Consider the following 21998-nt stretch of genomic DNA (forward strand, 5'->3'; position numbering starts at 1 on the left):
GTCAGAACCCCGGATCGTGCTTCCACGACTTGGGCGGCGCGGACGTCGGCGTCGGGCTCGCCGGCTTGACCTGCTCGGCGGGCTTGTCCCGACGGCGGGGCCCTGGGCTCCCGTGGGACGCCGGGCGCGGCGCCGGCGCTGCGCTGGCCGACGCGGAGGCAGAGGGCTCGCCCGCGGGCGCGCCGAGCTCGGTCGCAGGGGGCGCCTCCGCCTGAGGAGGCGCGGGCGACGACGCCTCCTCCTTGGGGAGCGCCGGCGCAGGGGCGGCGGTCGCGGCGATGGACGGAGAAGGGGCTGGTGGGTCGTCGCTCCGGAGCGTCAGCACGGCGAACGCGACGGCGGCGAAGAGACAGAGGATCGCGATGGCGATCGGCGCGCGGCTGTTGGAGCGCGCGAACGGGGGGATGTCGTCGTCGAGCGCGCCCCTTCCGGCCTGGCCCGGGGCCGCGCGGCGGATGTCGACGGGGTTGAAGGCGCTCACCACCGAGTGGCTCATGCCGGTCACGTCGGAGATGCCGAGGTTGCCGCTCGGCGGATTGCGGTCGGCGCGCTCCAGCGCTTCGGCGAGGGCCGCGCGCGTTTGCTGGTGCTCCTCCTCGAACAGCTCGCGGATGAAGGCGGCGACGTCGTCCTCGGTGGCGCGCTGGTTGGGCGGCAGCGCGTTGTCGAGCGCCCGCAGCAGCTCGTTGGCGGTGGCGTAGCGCCGGTCGCGCTCTTTTTCGAGCGCGCGCATCAGCACGGCCTCGAGCGACGGCGGGTAGCTCGGCAGGAACGTGCGCGGCTCCACCACCGGGTCCGGCGACGAGATGGCGAACAGCGTCGCGCCCTCGGATTCCCTGCGGAACGGGTGTTTGCCGGTGGTGAGCGCGTAGAGCACGATGCCCATCGCGAACACGTCCACGCGCCGGTCGATCGGGTCGCCGCGCACCTGCTCCGGCGCCGTGTAGCTCACCTTGCCCTTGAGCTGGCCGGCCTTCGTGGTGCTGTCGTTGAACGCGGTGGCCTTGGCGACGCCGAAGTCCACCACCTTGGCCATGCCGTTGTACGTGACCAGGATGTTCTGCGGGGAGATGTCGCGGTGCACCAGGCCGACGAGCTTGCCGCCGTTGTCCTTGAGCTCGTGCGCGGCGTGCAGGCCGGCGCAGGCCTGCGCCACGATGCGCACGGCGATCGGGATCGGCACGCCGCTCCGGCGCTTCGCGACCTTCATCACCTGGCTGAGCGGAACGCCGTCGATCCACTCCATCGCCAGGAACAGCACGCCGTCCTGCTCGCCGAGATCGAGGATCTCGACGGCGTGCGGGTGGCGGATCTGGGACGCGAGCGACGCCTCCAGGAGGAACATGCGCTCGAACTGGTCGTCCTCGGACAGCTTCGGCAGCATCGTCTTGACGGCGACGATCTTCTGGAAGCCGCGCGTCCCCTTCAGCCGCGCCGCCCACACCATGGCCATGCCGCCCGCTGCGATCGGCAGCAGCAGCTCGTAACGACCCAACACGGACCCGGGCCCGAGCTCGGCCGCGTTGGTCGCTAAGACGTTCGGCGCAGGATTCACGCTACTCGCAAGGTTAACTACGGCCCCTCACTGTACGAGTGGGCGGCGAAACCAAGCAAGGGCATAGCGCAAGAAACACGACGGAGACAGGCCGCAATTGTCGTACCAACGCCCCCACTCACTTACATCTTACATCCGCCGGCAGCCGATGGGGCCGCTTCGCAGGTGAATTGCCGCTCCCGCAGGCCGTGGCGTGAAGGCGGCCCGTCTGGACATGGATGGATTGTAGATAGAGCGTTGTTTTCCCGGAGAGCTGGATCGCAGAGAGGTTGTTGATACGGCGCCACTTTTCCACGAAAGAGGTGGATCGCGGAAGGTGCCTTATGTCCACCAGCGCATGCAGCGCGACTGGACGGTGGGTGGGACGGCCACGACGAGGAGCTTGACTTTCGGATCGCGTTTGGACTTCTCACCCCCGGGCGCCCGCCCTGTCTCGCCTCTGTGCCGGCACGGCTCCGCAGGCGCGGGACCCCAGAGTCTCCCTGGCCGCGGCCTCAGGTCAGGATCTCGACAACCCCGTCCGTTCCATTCACGCGGATGCGTTGCCCGTCCCGGATCAACTTGGTCGCATTTTCCACGCTGACGACGGCCGGCAAGCCGTACTCTCGGGCGATCACCGCGCCATGGGTCATCATGCCCCCCACCTCGGTCACCAGGCCCTTGACGGACACGAACAAGGGTGTCCAGCTCGGGTCGGTGAAGGCGGTGACAAGGATGTCCCCCGCCTCCAGATCCGCATGGGCCATGTCCAGGAGGACGCGGGCGCGTCCCTCGACGACGCCGGAGGAGACTGGTAGGCCGACGATGGCGCCGGCGGGGAGATCGGCTCGCCTGTACGCACCCGACACGATTTCCCCGTCGGACGTCATGACGCGCGGGGGCGTCATCTTCTTGTGGAGCTCGTGCTCGGCCTTCCGTCGGCTGACGAGCTGGTCGTCCAGCCGATGCGTGCGCACGACCTCGCGGAGCTCGTCGAACGTCAGATAGTAGATGTCTTCGAGGTCGTGGATCACGTCGGCCTGCACGAGCCGCTCGGCCTCTTGCAGCAAGGCCTGCTTGTAAACGAAGTAGCGGCTCACGATGGCGTACTTCGGATACTCGCGATACCCAAGGAAATTCCGGAGCCGGCCGATCATCCGCTGGGCTTCGCTGGCCTTCTGCTCCCCATCCGGCAGCTGCCTCAACCGGTCGAGCAGCTCCTGCGCTCGCTGCAAGGCCTCCTGCTGCCCCTGCTCGAACCTCCGCTTGCCGGCATGAGGCTCGAAGTTCTTGATGTTGCTCAGGATCAAGGGGACCAGGGTCGTCGGCTTCTCGCTCCAGCGGGCCCTCGTGATGTCGATTTCCCCGGCACAGCGCATGCCGTATTTCTGAAGGTACGCCAGGATGGCGTCCCGGGCCTGCTGCCCACCGTCGAGCTCGACCAGCTCCTCCAGGAAGCCATCGTGCTTCACGTTCTGCAGATACGCGACCACGTCCGGATAAGGACGGATCACGTCGGCGACGTCCAGGAGCTCCAGGCCCATCTCCGACGTGATGTTGTTCGACACGGACTGGGAGAGCGTGTCCGCGGCGTTCCTCTCGCCGAGCCACTCCATCATCTTGTCGTTGAGCCACCATGAAGCGTTCATGGCCGCCATGATCGCGCCCATGTTCTGTGGACCGAACATGGACTTCTTCATTCGCTGGACGTCCTCCAGGATGAAGTCGAACAACGCCGTTCCCGTCTTGCCTCGGATGTCGCGCTTCAGCTCCTCGAGCCCGGCCTGGGCCCGCTCTATCAGCGCGGTGACGATCGCCGGGTCGTCTTCGACCTGCGCGTCGAAGCGCGATGGCGCCGCCCCTTGCTCGCCCTGGCCGGGACGCGAGGCCGCCGGATCGACGGGCGAGGGCTCGATGAAGTCTCCCCGCGCGATGATGGTCGAGAGGGCGTCCTTGATGAGCGGATCGGAGCGCCCCACGAGTTTCAGGAGGGCGTCCCGGCTGGCCGGTGAGGCCAGCTGCTTCGTGGGATCGACGAACAGCCTGCCGCCCGCTGCGACCATGTGGCCAGCCGCGGCCAGCTGGAAGAAGGACAGCCCGAGGGGCTTCATGGGGTCGGTCATCATCTGTTGATGACCGACCGAGATGTAGACGCGGTTGCCTCGATCCCCCGTCTCGGGGATGGGATACAGGGTCGTGATCGGCCGGCTCTGGACGACGTGGAGCTCATCGCCGACCAGGCACCACTCGATGTCCTGGGGGTGGCCGAAATGCCCTTCGATCTGCCGGCCCAGGCGCTCGAGCCGCAGGATCTGCGCGTCCGTCAGCACCTGCCCGCCCTGCCGCTCGGGCTCGATCGCCCGCTCTTCGGTGCCGCCCTCCTCCAGGGCGCGCGTGGCCAGCGTCTTCTTGGCGATCGCCTTCTCGACGATCTGGCCGTTCCGCACCTTGTAGCGATCGGCGCTCGCCACGCCGGAGACCAGGGCCTCCCCCAGGCCGAAGCCGGCCTCGATCGACGACACCTTCCGGTTCGACGTGACGGGATCGGCCGTGAACAAGATCCCGGCCGCCTGCGCAAAGACCATCTTTTGCACCACCACCGCCATGTGGACCTTGCGGTGGTCAAAGCCGTGCTGGGCGCGGTAGGTCACCGCCCGCTCGGTGAAGAGCGATGCCCAGCACCGGCGGACGTGCTGCAGGACCGCCTGCGTCCCGATGACGTTCAGGTACGTATCCTGCTGGCCCGCGAAGGAGGCCCCCGGCAAATCCTCCGCCGTCGCGCTGGACCGTACCGCGTAGGCGTCGCCCGCGCCGAGCCTGGAGAGAGCCTGGGTGAGCGCCTCTTGCAGGTCCTCGGGGATGGCCGTCCCTTCGATGATCCGGCGCAGCTCGCCGCTGAGCTCGCGGATCCCGTCCCGGTCTCCCGCCTCGAGCGACGACAGCCGATCGAGCAACCCGGCGATCGACGGCGCTCCTCCCATGATCCGCTGGAAGGCTCCGGTGGTGACGCAAAAGCCAGCGGGCACGCGGATACCCTCGATCCTGGAGACCTCCCCCAGGTTCGCGCCCTTCCCGCCGACCACCTTGGCCTTCGTTCGATCGACCTCCTGGAGATCGAGCACATAGGTCCGCATCCGTTCACCTCCATCCGACGTTGGCAGCTCGTTCGCTGCGACGGATCGTCGCGCCCCCCCGTCGAAGGGCGCCACTATAACGCGAACCTCCGCGCCGTTCAAACGGGCGCCACGACTGGATTTTCCCCTCATGCTTGAGCGTCGAGGTCCTTGGCTGGGATCGCCGCTGCTCGCCCGTGGCGGGGCATCCGCCGCGCTCCACCGCGAGCTCGTCAGCGAGAGGGAGCCGAGCGCGTGACATGTCACGGTTCCAGCATGACAGGTCACGTGACAAATCACGCTGGAACCGTGACATGTCACAGCTCCAGCGCGATGAGCTGCGTGCGCTCCTCGGTGTGGTCGAACCGATGCCGGACGTCTTCGTCAGCAAAAGCCCAGCAAAAGCCCAGCAAAATGCGCGCCTCTGCCGAAATTTCTCGTGGGGATGTCCTGTAGAGGTCCCTCGCCGGTCGCGACGTGACAACGCACAGGCGACGCTCCGGATTCCAGGAGCTCGGCACAGTATGTGTATGCCGGCGGGCGGCCTGTCTCCCGCGGAGGCCGGTCGCCACACCTGCAATTCATTCTGAGCGATCGAGGGGTACATGAGAGCTTTGTTTCTGGCCATTGCGGCGGTTTGTTCTGCGTTTGCCGTCGGTTGTGCCGAGGGAGCGCCGTACGAATCGAGCATCGAGGGCGAGCAGGCCGAGGTCTTCGGCGAAGCGCAGCAGGCCCTCGGCGAGGCGGGCTGCGCCAAGTACACGCTGACGAGCACGGGCACCAAGCACGGGATAACGCGCAGCACGGCCGGCGTGCAGACCAGCCCCGACTGGACCTACGACGCGACCACGAGCGACTCGAGCACGACGTGCCCTTATCAGTACATCGTGGAGTACACCAACATCACTGTCCCGCAGCCCGACTCGCGTTTGTGGGCCGGGGCGTCGCTGGCGTCCCCCTGGGATATCGATGATGTCGAGACCGAGGATGATTGTGAGCGGGTCCAGGTGGAGACCGGCATCTACGTCTGGAATACCAACACCACCAACCCTTCCGCCACGTACACCAACATTCAGACGGGCAGCTGGAACGGCACGTCGTGCAACAGGGTGTTCTCCGGTACGGAGCCCTTTGACGTCGCGGGAAAGCACAAGGTCCGAATCGCCGCGAGGGCGAGGTATTGCCTCGGCGTCGGTTGCCCCTCTACGCCCCTGACCACGAATCTCCGGGTCCGAGCCGAGACGCGTTGGATTCCTGACTGACGCTCCCCTCGATCGTTCGACGAGCCAGCCCTCCTCGTGTCCACCGCGGCAGCGCGCTGGCTCGAGGGGGGCTCTCCCCGAAAATCGAGCTCCTGGCAGCGGCCGCACCATCGGCCAGCCACGCTGCGCGCGTGGGTCGACGCAGCGAGCTCCCTGCGCTGCCTCCGGGGCGCTTCGACGCGCACACACACCGCACAGGCGATCTCGGTCGACCGCGACGAGCGCGCCTGGGCCCAGCTCTGCCACGGAGCCCGCCCGCGCCCGGGCGCACCGCGCGGCAGCTGCCGCCACGCTAGGTCCAGCGTAGGTGTGGGGGATCCCACAAGGGCTCTCGGCTTGACCGGAGGGCCGCCGGCGTGCCCCGGGGTGGTCCAGCGGACAGTGGTCCTGGGGCTGCGCCCGGCGCGGCACATGGCGTATTCTAGCGGGCTTCTGCTCGTCCTCATCGTCCCGGTCGCGCGGCCCTGGGCCTCGCGAGCGCCGCCGTCGGCCTGAGCTGAACCAGGAGCCCCCCTCGATGCGCATCGCGATCCTCTCGACCTACACGCACCCGAGCCGCCTGCACCGCAAGGAGCGCTCGATCATGCAGTCCTCCGTGCCCGAGCTCATCGCCGCCCTGTGCCCGCCGGACGCGGAGATCGAGCTCTACAACGAGAAGGAGACGGACATCCCCCTCGATCGCCCCTGGGACCTCGTGTTCTTCTCGTACCTGCACGCCTATTACGAGCACACCAAGGTGCTCTCCGCGCTGCTCCGGCGGCGCGGCGTCACCACGGTGGCCGGCGGCCGGCACGCGAGCCATTTCCGCGCGGACGCGCTCCAGCACTTCGACGCGGTGATCGCGGGCGACCCGGAGTCGAACGTCCCGGCCCTCGTCGCCGACTTCCAGCGGCGCGAGCTCCAGCCCGTCTACGCGCTCCCGCCGGTGCCCCCGGAGCAGATCCCCACCTACCGCTACGATCTCATCGATTACCGGAACAACCTCGTTCGCCTGCCGGGCATCGAGGCGTCGCGCGGCTGCCCCTTCTCCTGCAACTTCTGCGTGCTCACGGGGCACGAGCAGTACCGCTATCGCCCGATCGACCACGTGATCCGGGACATCCGCGATCGGATGATCTTCAACCGGCGCATTCCGGGGGTGACCGGCGACACGTTCAGCTTCCTCGACAACAACCTGGGCGGCTCTCCCCGCTACCTGCGGGAGCTCTGCGAGGCGCTGATCCCGCTCAAGAAGATCTGGGGCTGCGCGCTCACCTTCAACGTGCTGCGCGACCCGGAGCTGGTCCGCCTCATGGGGCGCGCGGGGTGCCGGTACGTCTACACCGGGCTGGAGTCGCTGAACCCCGAGTCGATCAGCGCGATGAACAAGGGGCAGAACAAGCTGAGCGAGGTCCGCGAGGTGATGCAGCGGGCCTCGTCGAGCGGGATCGTGCTCTCGTTCGGGCTCCTCGTGGGCGCGGACGGGGACACCAACAAGTACCTGGAGCGGCTGCCCGCGTACCTGCACGACCTCGGGGATCAGTGCCCGACGTTCCTCGGGATCGTCTGCCCGTACCCGGAGACGCCGTTCTTCGCGCAGGTGGCGGCCGAGGGGCGGCTCCTGCCCGGGGTGACCAGCCGGGACCTCGACGGGTACACCCTGTGTCACCGGCCGGACCGGCTGCACCCCTCCGAGGCGATCGAGCACTTCCAGCGCCTGAGCCGCACCCTGGGGGGCCTGACCAGCGTGGGCCGCCACCTGTGGAGGCGGCTGATGACGAGCGATCTGCCCCGCTACAAGACGTGCGTTCTGATGTCGGCGCCCGAGGTGATGAGCCTGCGCGCGCCGCTCGCCAACGACGCGCGCAGCTACATCGCCGGGCGCGATCCGATCGAGGCGTGGGACGCGGCGAGGATGCGGGAGCTCGGGCTCGAGCCGCAGCGCATCGACGCCGCGTCCTGCCGGGCGGATCCGAGGGGGCTCGCCCGGATCCGGCCGCGGCGGGGGAGCGGCCCGGCGGCGGTCGCGCGGGGAGGAGAGCCGTCGTGAGGGGCCGCGCGAGCGGCGCGGCGATCGCCTACTTCGCCCTGGTCCACGCGCTGGCCGTCGTCGGGCTGCTCCTGCCGATCCGGGCGAGCTACGTCGCCCTCGCGGCCGGGCTGTACACGGCGCTCCACCTGTCCACCATCGTCGCCCTGCACCGGCTGCTCTCGCACCGCGCGTTCCGCTGCCCGCGGTGGGTCGAGTACGCGCTCGTGTCGGCGGCGATGATCAGCGGCCAGGGCAGCCCGATCGCGTGGGTAGCGACGCACCGGCGGCACCACGCGCACACCGATCGCGAGGGCGACGTCCACTCGCCGCGGCGAGGCCTCTGGTACGCGCACCTCGGGTGGATCGTCGACGACGGCTCGACCGATCCCCGCGATCCGGAGCGGTACTGCCGCGATCTGGCCGGCGATCCCTACTACCGGTGGCTCCTCCGGTGGCGGTTCGCGCCGCAGGCGGCGGCGGTGCTGCTCGCGGGGCTCGCGCTGGGCTGGGGCGCGGTGCCGTTCGTGTTCTTCCTGCCGCTCGTGTGCTGGATGCACGCGACCTACCTGGTGAACTCGGTCTGCCACGCGCCCCGCTTCGGCCGCCGCGCGTTCGAGACCCGCGACGGGAGCCGCAACGTGGGCTGGGTGGCGGTCCTGACCTTCGGCGAGGGCTGGCACAACAACCACCACGCCTTCCCGCGCGCCGCCCGCTACGGGATGGCGCCGGGGCAGCACGACCTCGCGTTCCTGTTCATCCGCGCGCTCGCGGCGCTGGGGCTCGCGTCGGACATCCAGCCCGGGCCGGAGGGGCGCGAGGGCGCGCGAGCCCGGCCGGCGGGGGGCGGATAGGCCCGAGCGCCGAGCGCCGGCCGCCGATCGCGCTGCTCGGCGCGCGGGAGCGCCAGCGCGGCGGACCCGCCGTCGCGCGCGGGTGGCCGCGGAGCGGAGCGGACCGCCGCAGGGCTCAGTCCCGGGGGCGACGCCGCGGGGGCGCCATGCCCCCCGCGCGGTCCCGGGCCGCGGCCGCGCGGCCCGGCGGCTTTGCCTCGTCGGGCGCGTTGGCCCGCGCCCGGGCGCCGGCCGCGCTGCTCCGGGGCCTGTCCTCGTCGGCCGCGCTGCCCCGCGGCCTGTCCTCGTCGGCCGCGCCGCTCCGGGGTCCGCCCTCGTCGGCCGCGCCGCTCCGCGCCCGCGCCCGCGCTCCGGCCGCGCTGCTCCGGGGCCTGTCCTCGTCGGCCGCGCCGCCGCGCGCGCCGGCCTCGTCGCTCCGGGCGTCGCCGGGAGCGTCGTGGTGGTCGCGGCGGACCTGCACCTTGCGCCCCTTCAGCCGGGTGGCGCGCAGCGCCTCGATGACGCTGTCCGCCGCGCCGGCCGGCACCTCGACCACCGAGAAGCCGTCCGCGATCTGGATGGCCCCGATGTCGCGAGAGCTCAGCGACGCCTCGTTCGCGATCGCGCCGACCAGATCGGCCGGCCGGATGCCCGCGGCGCGCCCCGCGCCGATGTAGAGCCGCGCGACGGTGCCGTCGGCCTCCCGCTCCTCGCGCCCCCCGCGCCGCGGCCACCCCGGCGCCTCCCCCGGCCGCCCCGGCGCCTCCCCCGGCCGGCCGCGCGCCCCCGGCGGGCCGCGCCGCGCGCGCTCCGGCACGGGCGGCGGCGGCCGGAACGACGGGATCTCCGCCTCCTCCTCCTCCCGATCCCCCTCCGTCGCGCGGTGCGCGAGCTGCACCGCCGCCGCGGCGATGTCCATGACGTCGAACTCGTCGGCGAGCCCCTCGACAACGACCCGGAACCGCTCGGCGCCGCCCTGGAGCAGCGCCTCCCGGAGCGACGCCCGCGTCAGCTCGAGGCGACGGGCGCGCAGATCGGCCACCGTCGGCAGGGTGGCGGCCTCGATGCGCTGGCCCGTGAGCCGCTCGACGTTGCGGAGCAGGTAGTGCTCGCGCGGCTCGATCAGCGTGATCGCCGCCCCCTCCCGGCCGGCGCGCCCCGTGCGGCCGATGCGGTGGACGTACACCTCGGCGGCGCAGGGGACGTCGTAGTTGATGACGTGCGACACGTGCTCGATGTCGAGCCCCCGCGCCGCCACGTCGGTCGCGACGAGCAGGTCGGCCGCGCCGGCGCGGAAGCGCGCCATCACGCGATCCCGGTGCTCCTGCGAGAAGCCGCCGTGGAGCGCCTGGGCCTCGTAGCCGCGGGCGCGCAGCGCCTCGGTCAGCTCGTCCACCTCGTTGCGCGTGCGGCAGAAGAGGATCGCCGACGACGGGTCCTCCATGTCGAGCACCCGCGTCAGGGCCGCGGGCTTGTGCGCCCGCGGCACGATGTACGCCGTCTGGCGCACGCGCGGGAGCTCCCCCGGCGCCGCCTTCTCGACCGCGATCTTGACCCGCACCGGCTCGCGCAGGTGCCGGCCGGCGATCGCCGCGATCCGCGCGGGCAGCGTCGCCGAGAAGAGCACCGTCTGCCGCTCGCCCGGCGTGGCCGCGAGGATCTCCTCCAGCGCCTCGGCGAACCCCATGTCGAGCATCTCGTCCGCCTCGTCGAGCACGACGGTGCGGATGCCGTCGAGGGCGAGCGTGCCGCGGCCGATGTGGTCGAGCGCCCGGCCCGGCGTCGCCACCACGACGTGGACCCCGCGCCGCAGCGCGCGCAGCTGCTGCCCGAACGGCTGGCCGCCGTAGACCGACAGCACCTGCACGCCCAGCCGGCGGCCGTAGCGGTGCATCGCCTCGGCCACCTGCATGGCGAGCTCGCGGGTCGGCACGAGCACGAGGGCCACGGGGCGGCCGGGCGGCGCGCTGCCGATCTCCAGCCGCTGGAGCAGCGGCAGCGCGAACGCGGCCGTCTTCCCGGTGCCGGTGGCGGCCTGCCCGAGCAGGTCGCGCCCGCCGAGGAGGTGCGGGATCGCCTCGCGCTGGATCGGGGTGGGCTCTTCGTAGCCGAGCTCGGCGAGCTCGCCGAGGAGGGCAGGCCCGATGCCGAGCGCGGCGAAGCTGGCGGACGAGGTGGTCGGTTCCACGGCGGCTCCGCGTCTCATGGCCTCGCGTCGGCGTCATGGCAAGCCGGCAGGCGGCGCGGCGCGCGCGCCCGCATCCCGGTCAGCCGAGCCTCGCGGCGAGGGCGCGGTACCGCTCGGACAGGCGCGCGGCGTCCACCCGGCCGAGGAGCGCGCGCGCGGCCTCCTCGGCGCGGGGGCTGCCCTGGGGCGCGCGGCTCATCGCCTCGAGGTGGAGCTCGAGCGCGCGCCTCTGCTCCGCGAGCGCCTGCGCGGCCCGGCCCCGGAGCTCGAGGATCTCGGCCTGCTCCGCGCAGAGCGCCGCGTACGCGCCGATCTTCTCGGGGTCACCGAGCAGCGTGGCCGCGCCCGCGGCGTCGACCCGGTCGAGCATGTCCCGCATCGGGCCGAAGAGGCCGTCCGCGGTGGTGCGGACGAGCAGCTCCGCCTCGTCGAGCTGGCCGGCGCGCCGGAGCCCGGCGATCCGGCCGATGGCCTCGGCGAGCTGCTCGATCATGCGGAGGAGGTAATCGCGCTGCCTGAGCGACATGGGGTCTCCTGAACGATCCTGGTCACGCGCCCTTCTTGTGAAACTCCACGAAGAACCTGACAGGACCGTCCGGCTCGACGTGGTGCAGCACCTCCGGCGCGACGATCCCGGGGGCCTCCGGGGTCAAGAGGAGCTCTCGCCCCGCGGGCCCCTCGATGCGGTAGCGGAGCTGCCCCGAGACCACGTGGATCACCCCCCACACGCCGGGCTTCGTCGCATGGTTCTTCCGGAGCCCGCCGGGGATCGTGCCCTCGTCGAACTCCGCGGTCCGCTTGTAGGCGCAGAGCCCGCCCGGCATGTCGAGCCGATCGCAGCGCGCGCAATCGAGCTCGGTGCCGAGCATCGAGGCGCGGCCCTCGGCGGTGAGCACCCACGGGCGCAGGAGGAAAGGGGGCTTGTGCCGGACGTGCTGACCGTGACCGCAGCTCAGCTCGGCCACCCAGTCGCCCGCGTCGTCCCTGTGGTAGCCCGTGATCGGTCGGAGCATCCCGGCTTCTCCCCCGAGGGCTGGCTGCGATGCCAGCGCGCGAGAAGGAAGAGCAGAGCGATTCGAGGACGTCAAGCGAGGCTCGCGGCGCTGGCTGGCAGGGACGCAATCCTTCGCCGCCAGGTGCTTCTTCGTGGGTCGAAGGGGCATAGGAGCCCACTCGTGCGCCGCACCACGACGCCGCTGGGCGCCGCGGTATCGACGGCCGGGGGCACGATCCGGCCGTCGCGCGGGCCGTCCCACCGCTGAGACCGCGTGATACGCTCGGCTCATGCGCACACGCATTTCTTTCGCGCTCATCGCCGCCGCGTCGCTCGCGGCCTGTGTTCCTCCTCAGGCGACCGCGGAGTCGCCCGATCCCTTCGCGACGGCCGAGCGCGAGATCGCGCCGTGGACCGAGCCCGCGCCCGAGATCGCGGAGAGCCCGGTGGGGCCCGAGACGCCGGAGCAGCGGGTCGCGCGGTTGCTCGCCAAGGCGACCCTCGTGGACGGCCACAGCAGCGTGCCCTCGCCGCTCCTCGGCGGCGCGCCCCGCCGGGCGAGCCCGGACCACGAGGCGACGGCCGAGGAGCTCGCCAGGATGAAGGCGTCAGGCGTCGCCGGCGCGTTCTTCTCGATCCATGTCGGCGTGTCCTCGGCGCAGGCCGCGTTCGGCGCCGGCGCCGCGCGCCGCGCGCTCGATCTCATCGACGCGACCCACCGGCAGATCGAGCGCCACCGCGACGCGCTGGTGCTCGCGCGGAGCGCGCGGGACGTGCGCCGCGCCAAGCGCGAGGGCAAGATCGCCGCGTTCCTCAGCGTCGACGGCGGGCACGCTATCGAGAACTCCCTGCCGGCGCTGCGCTCGCTCTACCGGCTCGGCGTCCGCAGCATGGCGCTCACGCACACCACCACGAACAGCTGGGCGGACTCCGCGGGAGGACCCCTCGAGCCCGGGCTCGCCCGCCACCGCGGCCTCTCCTCCTTCGGCGAGACCGTGGTCCGCGAGATGCAACGGATCGGCATGCTTGTCGACCTCTCGCACGCGTCGGACGACACGTTCCAGGACGTCATGAAGGTGGCCAAGGCGCCGGTCATCACCTCGTCCACGATGCCCGCCGCCGGCCATCTCCGGCGCAACCTCGACGACTACATGCTGCGCGCTGTCGCGGAGAATGGCGGCGTCGTCCTGGTGAACGCCTGGGCGCTCTTCCTCGACGCGACCTACGCGGAGCAGTCCGAGCGCTTCGTGCAGAAGCACGGGGCGCACCTCAAGGAGCTCGGCGAGCGGCTCCAGGGCGACGCGCAGGCGCTCCGCGAGGAGCTCGAGAAGCTCAAGGCCCAGGAAGCGCCGATGACGCCGCCGCCGCCCTCGCGGATCGCGGACCATATCGATTACCTGGTGAAGATCGCGGGGATCGATCACGTCGCCGTCGGCTCGGTCTTCGGCGAGGGCGAGGCGCTCCAGGCGGGGAGCGCCGGCGCCGACGGGCTCACCGGCGTCACGCTGGAGCTCCTCCGCCGCGGCTACTCGGAGGGGGACATCCTCAGCCTGCTGGGCGGGAACTTCGTGCGCGCCCTCGAGCAAGCCGAGGCCTACGCGGCCGCCACGGCGACCACGCTGTCCGGGCACGGCAGCACGCGGCAGCTCACCGCGGCGGAGCTGCGCGAGCTGCAGCTGCTGGACGCGCCGCCGCCGCCCCCGTCGTCGCGGGAGCCGCAGTGGTGGCTGGCTCCGCCGCCCGCGCCGGCCCCGCGGCCCGCGAAGGGCGCGGCGCCGCCGCCCCCGCCGCCGGATCTCGCGCCGTCGCGGTAGCCTCGCTCGGCGGGCCGGCCGGGCGCTCGGCGGGCCGGGCGCTCGGCGCGGGAGCTGAGCGACCGCCGGCGCCGCGTGGCGACGCCTCGGGCCATCCGTACGGCCTGGGGCAATCTCAAATCGTCATGTTGAGGAAGCGGGCCGGCATCGAGTTCACCGACGTCGGTCCCATGCTCCCCAAGATCCGGGAGATCGTCCCACTCTTGACGGAGAAGATACGACCTCTCCTGTCGAGCGAACCGTAGGCTCGGGGCTCGTCTCCGGCTTCCTCTTCGACAGCAGGACCCACGACGATCAAATTCCGCCTGAGATATCGCTCACGGTCACGAGAGAGGTGATCCCTTCGATCGTCAACCCCGGCGGCGTCCGGCACATCACCCCGAACTGTAGCTCTTTACCGATGAGCTCCGTGCCGGCCTGGTGCAACTTACGAACGCCGGCGATCTTCGAGAGTGCGCCGGTGTCTTGCATGATCCCATCCCTATCGTACCACATGAGCCGGCAGCTCGGGCAAGTCGCGCCGCCCACGCAGGAGTTCAAGTTCGAGCTACTTGTGTTGTAGAGATCCGAGTAGTAGACCGTCGTGTCTGTGACGCTGCGATTGTGCTCCCGACTGTCGTCCGAGGGTGGAGCGATCGGGCAGAAGATATCGACGGGAGAGCTCCCGAGGTTCGTGGCCCCATACCCGTTCCGATAGACGCTCGCGACCGTACCTTCCGTGCCCGCCGCCGAACATTCGATGCCGCTCGTCTGAACGTAGTTCCAGCCGCTGGTCGATGTCGTGGTGTCGTCCTCTGGATCGCCCCCTCCGTGAGTGCAGTCACCCGTGAGCTGGCAGAGCTTGGCCTTGTAGCCGAGGATCGCCGTTTGTTCGGGCACCAAGCACACGAACTCCAGGCCCTTCGCGACGGTATCCTCATGGGCCTCCAGCGTGTTGCCGCTGCCCGTGCCGCCCGCCCACTGGCCACCGCCGGTCGTCGACCCCGCCAGGTCGAGCCGATCGACGCCGGAGCCGCCGGTGTCCGAGACCGAGGCGCTGTAGTAAACCGAGTTGTCGGAGGCGCGCATCGCGGCGTAGCAGCTCACGGTCCGCGTCCCCGCTCCTCTGCGATCGAAATAGACGATCGCAGAGAGCGCATCCGCCCAGCGCTCGGCGTCGAACGCCGGCGTCCCGTTCGAGCCCCAGCGGCCCGACAAGGCCACCGGGCAGATGACGTCGCGGGCCGAGGTGCTGGAGTTGAGAATCGCGCCGCTCGAATCCATCCGATCGGTGGCGAGCGGGTACGCGAATGTACACTCTGCCCCCCCGTCCTTCATCAGCCAAGCTTTGTGCGTCGCGAGCGCCGAATGGCTCACCGAGAGCGCTGCGGCGACGAGCGCCGCGATCGTGATCTTCTTCATGCCGTTCACCTGTCAATTCGAAGAGACCGTTGCTTCGTAGGAGCGGATGCTGGAGCTGCCTGGCATGTCGCAGGCCAGACCCCACTGAACCGAGGTCTGCGACGTGAAAGGGTTGCTCCAGGAGAGGGTGTTGGTCCCGCCGGAAGGCGTCGTGTAGGACCCCGCCGGCGCGCTGGTGCAGCCCCCGGCGGTGGAGCACGCGTAGCGGGCGGTGCCCCAAACGACGCTGCCGCCGATCGATTGCGCGAACGGTGTGCAGCGCAGCGCCTCTCCCGTATTGGCGTCCCTGACGTCGGCCTTCAACTCGGTCGCGGTCACTTCGGTCGCCAGGCTCGATGAGAGCGAATCCCCGTAGTAGGCGGTCGCGCGCCTCGTGACCGGGCAAACGACGAACACGGTCCCAGAGACGTTCCAGTTGACCGAGGTCGACTGCACCGAGTGCGTCAGGTCGTCTTGATCATCACTGAACCCAGCGCGGCAGCGGGTTCCGCTCATGTTGACGTGGTTCGGACCTCGAGTGTAAACGTACTGCGCGTGCGCCCCGACCGTGACCAGGCCGATCGCGCAGAATGCCAGCGCCCCTATTCGTACCTTGTGTCCCATACTGTCCTCCTCTGTTCTCCGTTCACTTCGACGTCGAGCCGATCAAGGCCCCACGCCGCGCCGCGGCGACGCAGCCCTCATCGACCAGAGCCGCGCTCCACGAGCTCGTCGAGGTTGTCCCGAGGCAGCGCCTCCGGAAGCACGGGGCTATCCGGCGGCGGCGCGTCGAGGATCCAGGTGACCTCCACCCGATCGCCGTCGTGCTCGATCAAGCCGCTGCGCATCTTGCCAGCCTGCCAGCCGTGGAACTCGCCGGTCCGGGTGATGACCTCGGTGGCCTCCTCCGCCTTCACCGCGGACGCGTGGACGACCGTCACGGAGCAGCCTTTCGCGTAGCACTCCAGCGGCTCGAACGTCCCCGCGGCCCCCAGCTTCGCGAGCTTGCTCGTCCACGCGTCGACGACGGCCGACGCAGGCGCGAACAGGCGGTGGTCCGGGCCTGAAGCCCGGAGCTCACGCAAGACGCGATCGCGATGCTCGCGCGGCGATGGCCCCCTGGGCGACTCGGCGGGCTCGCTCGAAGGCGGCCCCGGATCGACGGGCGGGACGGGCGGCGAGGCAGCGCCGGCGGCGCGCTCATCCGCGCGGGCGTGCTGCGCGAGATCCTCCGCTCCCGGGGCGGCGTTCGGAGCGTCTTCGTGCTGCCGCTCGCGCTCTGGAAGCGTCGCCCGGGCGCCGAGCTCATAGGCGAAGAACAGCGCCCCGATCACCGCGCAGCCAGCGAGCAGCCTCCTTATCAATCGGCCCTTGGAGCGCTCCGCCGGCAGCCCCGGAGAGCTCGAATCCCGTGGGTTCGAAGGCAGCCCTGTTCCTGTCCCAGGTTCATGCTTGACCAGCTGACTCATCCCGTCAATTCCATCCTTACTTCTGCAGCCTGGACCGTGCCGCTCGGGCCCCCATGGCCGGAGCTGGCGAGCTCCTTGTATCGGTTCGAGCTCGGCTTCGAAGATCCGCAAGAGCGTGGACGAACGATCGGCGCGGCGCGGGCTCGTGGCAGCCGTGTCGCCTGCGCGCTGGCTGCCAGCTCTGCCGGGGCGCTCATCGTCCGGAGGACCGATGCGCGGAGGCCCGAGGCCTCGTGGTCGTTGGGAACGACGGTCGTCCTCGAGCGCTGCCCGGAGGTCGTCGCACGTCCCGTGCCAGCTTCAGCAATGGCCTGGGTCGTCCGGACATCACGCTCCGTGCGGAAAAGGCACGGACGAGATGGAAATGCAGGCCCGATTCGCCGTGACCTGTCACGGGTTGCACCGTGACTTGTCACGGGTTGCACCGTGACTTGTCACGGGTCGCACCGTGACTTGTCACGGGTCGCAGCGTGAGGAGCTGAGGCGGCGCGGTCTGCTCGTGGGCTCGGGCATCGTCCACGAAGAGCACCGAGATGCCGCTCAGGTCGGAGAGCTCGCAGAGGTCATCGACGCTCGCCCAGCATCGACCTCCCGCGCGTCCGTGGCGCCGTCCGCCGAGGCGTGGGCGACGCCGAGCGGGAGCTCCACGGTGAAGGTCGCGCCCTCTCCCACGCCAGCGCTCGTCGCCCGCACGGCGCCGCCGTGGAGCTCGACCAGGTGCTTCACGATGGCGAGCCCCAGGCCCAGCCCGCCGTGCCGCCGAGTCGTCGAGGCGTCGGCCTGGCGGAAGCGCTCGAAGACGTGGGGGAGGAACTCGGGCTTGATGCCTTCCCCGGTGTCCGAGACGGTGATTTCGACGTGATCGCCGGCGCGGGAGACCTTCACCTGCACACTCCCGCCCTCCGGGGTGAACTTGATGGCATTGCTCAGGAGGTTCCACACCACCTGTTGCAGCCGGCTCGGATCGCCGCGCGTCACGCCCACGGCGGGGCTCGAGATCTGCTCGAGCTGGATCCGCTTCGCCTCCGCCGAGGGCGCGGCGGACGAGACGGCCGCGCTGACCACGTCGTGCAGGTCGAGAGGCTGCACGTCCAGACGGAGCTTGCCAGACGTGATGCGGCCCATGTCGAGCAGGTCCTCGATGAGCTGGGCCTGCGCGCGGGCGTTGCGGTCGATGACCGCGAGCCCCTTGCAGAGGTCCTCGTCCTCGCAGCTCGACCGACGGCGCAGGAGGTGCGACCAGCCGAGGATGGAGGTGAGCGGGGTGCGCAGCTCGTGGCTGACCGTCGAGAGGAACTCGTCCTTCAGCCGGTTCGCCCGCTCCGCCTCGCTGCGCGCGGCCTGCTCCACCTCGAGCAGGCGCGTCCGCTCCTCCTCGGCCTGCTTGCGGTCGGTGATATCGATCACCGAGCCGATATAACCAAGAAACTCGCCGCTCGGGCTGAACCGCGGGGCCGCCGCGTCGATGCACCACCGGTACTGCCCGTCACGGCGGCGGAGGCGGTAGTCGAGGCGGAACGGCTCCCGCCTGCCATTGGCGGCGCGGAAGATGCTCGCCGCGCGCTCGGCGTCCTCCGGATGAAGCGTGGCGAGCCAACCGAACCCGAGGCCGGCGGCCTGAGCCTGCCCCGTGAAGTCGGACCAGACCTTGTTGACGTAGGTGCAGCAGCCGTCGGGCCCGGTCACCCAGATGATCACGGGGGAGTTGTCGGCGATGTTGCGGAATCGCTCCTCGCTCTCGCGCATCGCGTCCGCGGCCGCTCGCTTCTCCGTGATGTCGGTGACCATGCCGATCATGGAACGAGGCTGTCCGGCCTCGTCGTGCTCGACGGTGCCGAAGTCCGTGACCCAGCGGATCTGCCCGTCGGGGCGGACGATGCGGAACTCGATCGCATAGCCGGCCCGCCCCCTCATGGCCGTTTGCGCCTCCGCCCGGACCCGCGTCCGGTCGTCGGGGTAAATCCTCCGCTCGAACGCCTCGAGCGTCCCCTCGAACGTGCCAGGCGGGATGCCGAAGATGCCGCACACCTCGTCGGACCAGACGACGCGGCCGGTGACGAGATCCCACTCCCACACGCCGGTCTGACTGGCGCGCAGCGCCAGCCGCAGCCGCGCCTCGTTCTCCTGCAGCGCCTCCTCGGCGTGCTTGCGCTCGGTGATATCCCGGACGACCCCGAGCATCACGAGCTCGTTCCCCGCGCGCTCGAAGGCGCCGGTCGACGCCACCCACAGGACGGTGCCGTCGGCGTGCAGGACGCGGTACTCATCCTTGTAATGGGCTTCGGACAGCCGGGATCGCGCCTGCTCTATCGCCTGGTCGACCGTGCGGACGACGGCCGCGCGGTCGTCGGGATGGATGGTCTCGAGCCAGCGCGCGTAGTCCACCCGGCCGCTCCCCGGACGGCGCCCCTCGAAGAGCGCCCGCGCCTCGGGCGTCCAGGCTGCGGCTCCGCTGTCGATGTTGAATTCCCACAGGCCGATCCGGCCGGCGCGGCTGGCTCGCCGCAGCCGCTCCTCGTTCCTGCGCAACGCCTCGCTGTTGCGTCGCTCGTCGGCGACGACGGCCAGCACCAGCGTGGTCATGGTGGTAGCGCCGATGAACTGCTGGAGCAGCGCGAACTGGAGCCCCTCGGGGGTGCCGAACGGCCCGTGCCCGTCGGTCGTGGCCTGGATCGCGACGACCGCGACCGGGAGCATCGCCGTCGCCGCGCCACGGACGCCCCACGTCAATGCGGCCCAGGTCAGGGCGGGAAAGGTCAGCCATGGGCGGACCATGCGGGAGGATCCAGGCCCGAAGCTCAGCAAGGCCAGGGCCCAGGCAGCCGCCGTGCACAGCGCGAGGTGCAGCCATCGCCCCCGGTCCCGGCCGACCGGCTCGCCACGCGCCCAGCTCAGCACGAGGGGCGTCACCACGATCACCCCCGTCACGTCGCCGACCCACCAGGTGAACCATGTCGCGAGCGCCTGCCCGGAGCCCTGGTCGAACGCGCCGGCCAGCGCGAACGTCCCTGCAGTGGCGGCGATGGCCGAGCTGCCCAGGGCGACGGCGCTGACGACGAGCACGTCGGTCAGGCGCGTGAGCGCCGGCCGCAGGCGAGCGCGGCGCAGCGCCCATGCGCCGCCCAGGGCTGCCAGCGTGTTCCCGGACGCAAAGGCGGCCTTGGCCCACAGCGGGAGGGACGGCGCTTCCAGGAGGAACGCGGCCATCGTCCCGACGAACACCGCCGGCCACAGCCGCGAGCCCCCGAGGAGGAGCCCGGCGAGCGCGACCCCCGCGGCGGGAAACACCGGGGAGGCGGCGCCGCGGACCGTCGCCCACTGGAGACCCAACAAAGCCAGGAGGAAGTAGCTCGTCAACAACGCGGCGGCAGGGCCAAGGCGACGTGACCCGCCAGCGTGTCCGCCTGTTTTCACGACGCACCTCCTTCCGCCGCGATGCGCGGGGCGCGCGGGCCGGCTCTCGCTCGGTCGGCGGCTTCGGCATCTCGCGGATCACCTCGCTCGCAGGGCCCGAGACGCAGGCGAAAACCTCCTCGGCGATGCGTCTCCGAGGCGCCAGAGCGAATTGAATGGCGAGGGGGCATTTTATGGATAAACGTCTCTCGGACCTGCGTACGCTCTTTCTCTTACGCATGAAGGAGGAGCCGTCCAGACTCCCAGCCTCCCTGCCGCTGCGCTGGCGAGCGCAGCGCGCGGCGGCGGGGCGGCGGCGACACGGGTCGCGGCGGCGGCGGGCGGCTGCCGCCGGCCGGACTGCGCGGGATGGTCCCTGGCCCGCCAGCAGGGCGGACCGGCTTCAGGAGGAGGGTTCAGGAGAGCGTCACGGCGCGGCGGATCCCCGGGCCGCCGCGCTCTTCGCTTCTGCCTTCAGCTTCTTCAGGTGTCCGTGCAGGGTCTCCGAGTCGAGGCCATGCAGCGTCAACCGAAAGCCAGCCTCCAGCGTCGATCTGGGCACCATGGGATGATGGTTGTGGACCAAGGCGACAGGCAGCGGGTCGTTCAGGATCTTGCCGACGTAGAGCGCGATGATCTCGTCCAGCTGCAGCGAGTTGCTCGCCCGCCAGAAATGGTGGTCAGACAGGAACAGCGCGTAGAGCGGCGTGTAGAGCTCGATGGCGGTCTGCAGGTCGACGACGTTCAGCCAGGTGTTCGGGAGGTCGTCCAGGCTCGCGTCGTCATCGGTGATGGCAGAGTAGTCGATCTCGCTCCGGGGCTCGATCTCACGCCCCTCTGCGCGGAGCTTCTCGTTCAGCTCGATGATGAAGTTGTAGAACGTCAGGTCATGGACCGTGAACGTGTTGTCCAGCAGGTCCTCCAGCCTCCTGGTCCTCAGCGGCGTGGTCGTCTCGATGTCGATGCCCGGGACGTTGTCCTCGATGAACTTCAAGATCTCCGTGCCGATCGTGAAGTGGCGCAGGATGAGATAATTGGCCTCCGGGGCGACGAAGAGCCTCAAGCCCCAGTAAATGGACCGATGCAAGAGCCACGGAGATTGCCAGCTCGCCGGGGCGAGGACCTTCATGAGCTTGATCCCGGAGATCGACAGGCGGGCGAACGGCCTGACGATCGGCATCACGACCCTGCGCGTGAAGCTGCGCTGGCTCTTCAGGAGGGCGGCCTTGGCCTTGTCGTCGATCGGCAACGACCGGTCCAGGTACAAGGCGAGCCACGGATCGGGATCGCTGGGGTCGTGCTTCATCTTCCTGAAAAAGTCCTGAAAATCCATGTCAGTAACTCCCGATCTCCTCGAGCTGGAGGCGGTAGAGCCGCGCGGTGACCCGGGCGGTCTTGAGGATCCTCGGCGCCATCCGCGGGAGGTCCAAGATGCCAGAGCGGAGCGCCTCCTCCAGCTCGCCCAGGTGATCTTCGTCGGCCTTCGCGTGATAGAGGTAGAAGCTGACGGCCTGCGCCTCCAGGCGAAGCGCGGACCGCACGTGCTCGGCCCACTGGGCCGCGACCCGCTTGCCGAGGCCCTCGATGATGTACATGGCGCCGAGGAGATCGAACGGGTTCGGCTGATCGGCCCGATGGAAGATCCAGGCCGACAGGGCCTCGCTGCCGATGTTCAGCTCGTGCCGCGCGAGCCCGGCCGGGTCGCCGCCGCTCTCCAGGTAGTCCTGCTCCAGCATCAGGTAATCGCGGTGCTCCGCGGCCGCGTGGCGGATGAAGCGCGAGCGCAGCTCGGCGAACTCGTGGCCGATGTTGGAGGCGGCGCGCGCGATCCAGAGCGCCCCGTTCATGACCTGCGCCCGGTGGTTCAAGAGGAGCTCGTGGTAATCGGCCAGGCGAATCCGACGCTCGATCACGCGCCGCACGATCGGGATGTGATGCACCTGGGACTCGAAATCCAGCCAGATGGACGACAGCGCGCGCAGCACGGCCCGCGGTGAATCTTCGTCTCGA

General features: G+C 70.4%; 14 protein-coding genes and 1 pseudogene. 4 read left to right on the forward strand and 11 right to left on the reverse strand.

Annotation, left to right across the window (positions count from 1 at the left end):
* Position 1: 1 nt before the first annotated feature.
* Both WME98_RS28820 and rph read right to left on the reverse strand, forming a co-directional pair.
* Positions 2-1555 (reverse strand): serine/threonine-protein kinase, encoded by a 1554-nt coding sequence (locus tag WME98_RS28820; RefSeq protein ID WP_437944947.1) that lies wholly within the window; start codon positions 1553-1555, stop codon positions 2-4.
* A gap of 494 nt (positions 1556-2049) precedes the next feature.
* Positions 2050-4668 (reverse strand): rifamycin-inactivating phosphotransferase, encoded by a 2619-nt coding sequence (gene rph / locus WME98_RS28825; RefSeq protein ID WP_437954032.1) that lies wholly within the window; start codon positions 4666-4668, stop codon positions 2050-2052.
* A 584-nt stretch (positions 4669-5252) separates the two neighbouring features.
* Between rph and WME98_RS28830 the strand changes: the two genes are divergently transcribed.
* From WME98_RS28830 to WME98_RS28840, 3 genes are all read left to right on the forward strand, one after another.
* Entirely contained in the window at positions 5253-5909 is a 657-nt protein-coding gene (locus WME98_RS28830; protein WP_437944948.1) for a hypothetical protein, read from the forward strand.
* A gap of 517 nt (positions 5910-6426) precedes the next feature.
* Entirely contained in the window at positions 6427-7938 is a 1512-nt protein-coding gene (locus WME98_RS28835) for a B12-binding domain-containing radical SAM protein (RefSeq protein ID WP_437944949.1), read from the forward strand.
* Entirely contained in the window at positions 7935-8771 is an 837-nt protein-coding gene (locus WME98_RS28840; RefSeq protein ID WP_437944950.1) for an acyl-CoA desaturase, read from the forward strand. The genes WME98_RS28835 and WME98_RS28840 overlap by 4 nt, the downstream gene beginning before the upstream one ends.
* 415 nt (positions 8772-9186) lie before the next feature.
* On the opposite strand, the pseudogene WME98_RS28845 reads toward WME98_RS28840, so the two are convergent.
* The 3 genes and pseudogenes from WME98_RS28845 to WME98_RS28855 form a co-directional block, all read right to left on the reverse strand.
* Positions 9187-10956: pseudogene (locus WME98_RS28845) on the reverse strand (DEAD/DEAH box helicase); the annotation flags it as partial.
* A 61-nt stretch (positions 10957-11017) separates the two neighbouring features.
* Positions 11018-11464 carry a hypothetical protein gene (locus tag WME98_RS28850; protein WP_061623688.1) on the reverse strand — a complete coding sequence of 149 codons (447 nt, stop codon included), beginning with the start codon at positions 11462-11464 and terminating at the stop codon, positions 11018-11020.
* Positions 11465-11486: 22 nt separating this feature from the next.
* Positions 11487-11951 (reverse strand): DUF3565 domain-containing protein, encoded by a 465-nt coding sequence (locus WME98_RS28855; protein ID WP_437944951.1) that lies wholly within the window; start codon positions 11949-11951, stop codon positions 11487-11489.
* A gap of 271 nt (positions 11952-12222) precedes the next feature.
* On the opposite strand from WME98_RS28855, the gene WME98_RS28860 reads away from it, so the two are divergent.
* On the forward strand, positions 12223-13746 hold the full coding sequence (locus WME98_RS28860) for a dipeptidase (protein WP_437944952.1): 1524 nt from the start codon (positions 12223-12225) through the stop codon (positions 13744-13746).
* Positions 13747-14040: 294 nt separating this feature from the next.
* Here WME98_RS28860 and WME98_RS28865 read toward each other — a convergent pair whose 3' ends face one another.
* The 6 genes from WME98_RS28865 to WME98_RS28890 all read right to left on the reverse strand — a co-directional run bounded on the left by WME98_RS28865 (position 14041) and on the right by WME98_RS28890 (position 21973).
* A complete protein-coding gene (locus WME98_RS28865) occupies positions 14041-15147 on the reverse strand; it encodes a hypothetical protein (protein WP_437944953.1) in 1107 nt (368 codons plus the stop codon).
* A 12-nt stretch (positions 15148-15159) separates the two neighbouring features.
* Complete coding sequence (locus WME98_RS28870; protein ID WP_437944954.1) at positions 15160-15750, reverse strand: hypothetical protein; 591 nt, start codon at positions 15748-15750, stop codon at positions 15160-15162.
* A gap of 77 nt (positions 15751-15827) precedes the next feature.
* Positions 15828-16595, reverse strand: coding sequence for a hypothetical protein (locus WME98_RS28875; RefSeq protein WP_437944955.1), 768 nt, complete (start codon positions 16593-16595; stop codon positions 15828-15830).
* Between the two features lie 540 nt (positions 16596-17135).
* Positions 17136-20009: a PAS domain-containing protein gene (locus WME98_RS28880; protein ID WP_437944956.1), complete on the reverse strand. Its 2874-nt coding sequence runs from the start codon at positions 20007-20009 to the stop codon at positions 17136-17138.
* Between the two features lie 406 nt (positions 20010-20415).
* Entirely contained in the window at positions 20416-21321 is a 906-nt protein-coding gene (locus WME98_RS28885) for a DUF6999 family protein (protein WP_437944957.1), read from the reverse strand.
* Between the two features lies 1 nt (position 21322).
* The gene (locus WME98_RS28890; protein ID WP_437944958.1) at positions 21323-21973 is read right to left on the reverse strand and encodes an iron-containing redox enzyme family protein; all 651 of its coding nucleotides are present in this window, start codon (positions 21971-21973) and stop codon (positions 21323-21325) included.
* Positions 21974-21998: the final 25 nt, after the last annotated feature.

Source organism: Sorangium sp. So ce296, from assembly GCF_051529605.1.
Taxonomy (GTDB): domain Bacteria; phylum Myxococcota_A; class Polyangia; order Polyangiales; family Polyangiaceae; genus Sorangium; species Sorangium cellulosum_D.

What these genes read in the sequence shown, in the direction of transcription:
- rph (WP_437954032.1), bottom strand. Translation starts at nt 4,668, where the DNA reads ATGCGGACCTATGTGCTCGATCTCCAGGAGGTCGATCGAACGAAGGCC.
- WME98_RS28830 (WP_437944948.1), top strand. Translation starts at nt 5,253, where the DNA reads ATGAGAGCTTTGTTTCTGGCCATTGCGGCGGTTTGTTCTGCGTTTGCC.
- WME98_RS28835 (WP_437944949.1), top strand. Translation starts at nt 6,427, where the DNA reads ATGCGCATCGCGATCCTCTCGACCTACACGCACCCGAGCCGCCTGCAC.
- WME98_RS28850 (WP_061623688.1), bottom strand. Translation starts at nt 11,464, where the DNA reads ATGTCGCTCAGGCAGCGCGATTACCTCCTCCGCATGATCGAGCAGCTC.
- WME98_RS28855 (WP_437944951.1), bottom strand. Translation starts at nt 11,951, where the DNA reads ATGCTCCGACCGATCACGGGCTACCACAGGGACGACGCGGGCGACTGG.
- WME98_RS28860 (WP_437944952.1), top strand. Translation starts at nt 12,223, where the DNA reads ATGCGCACACGCATTTCTTTCGCGCTCATCGCCGCCGCGTCGCTCGCG.
- WME98_RS28865 (WP_437944953.1), bottom strand. Translation starts at nt 15,147, where the DNA reads ATGAAGAAGATCACGATCGCGGCGCTCGTCGCCGCAGCGCTCTCGGTG.
- WME98_RS28870 (WP_437944954.1), bottom strand. Translation starts at nt 15,750, where the DNA reads ATGGGACACAAGGTACGAATAGGGGCGCTGGCATTCTGCGCGATCGGC.
- WME98_RS28875 (WP_437944955.1), bottom strand. Translation starts at nt 16,595, where the DNA reads ATGAGTCAGCTGGTCAAGCATGAACCTGGGACAGGAACAGGGCTGCCT.
- WME98_RS28885 (WP_437944957.1), bottom strand. Translation starts at nt 21,321, where the DNA reads ATGGATTTTCAGGACTTTTTCAGGAAGATGAAGCACGACCCCAGCGAT.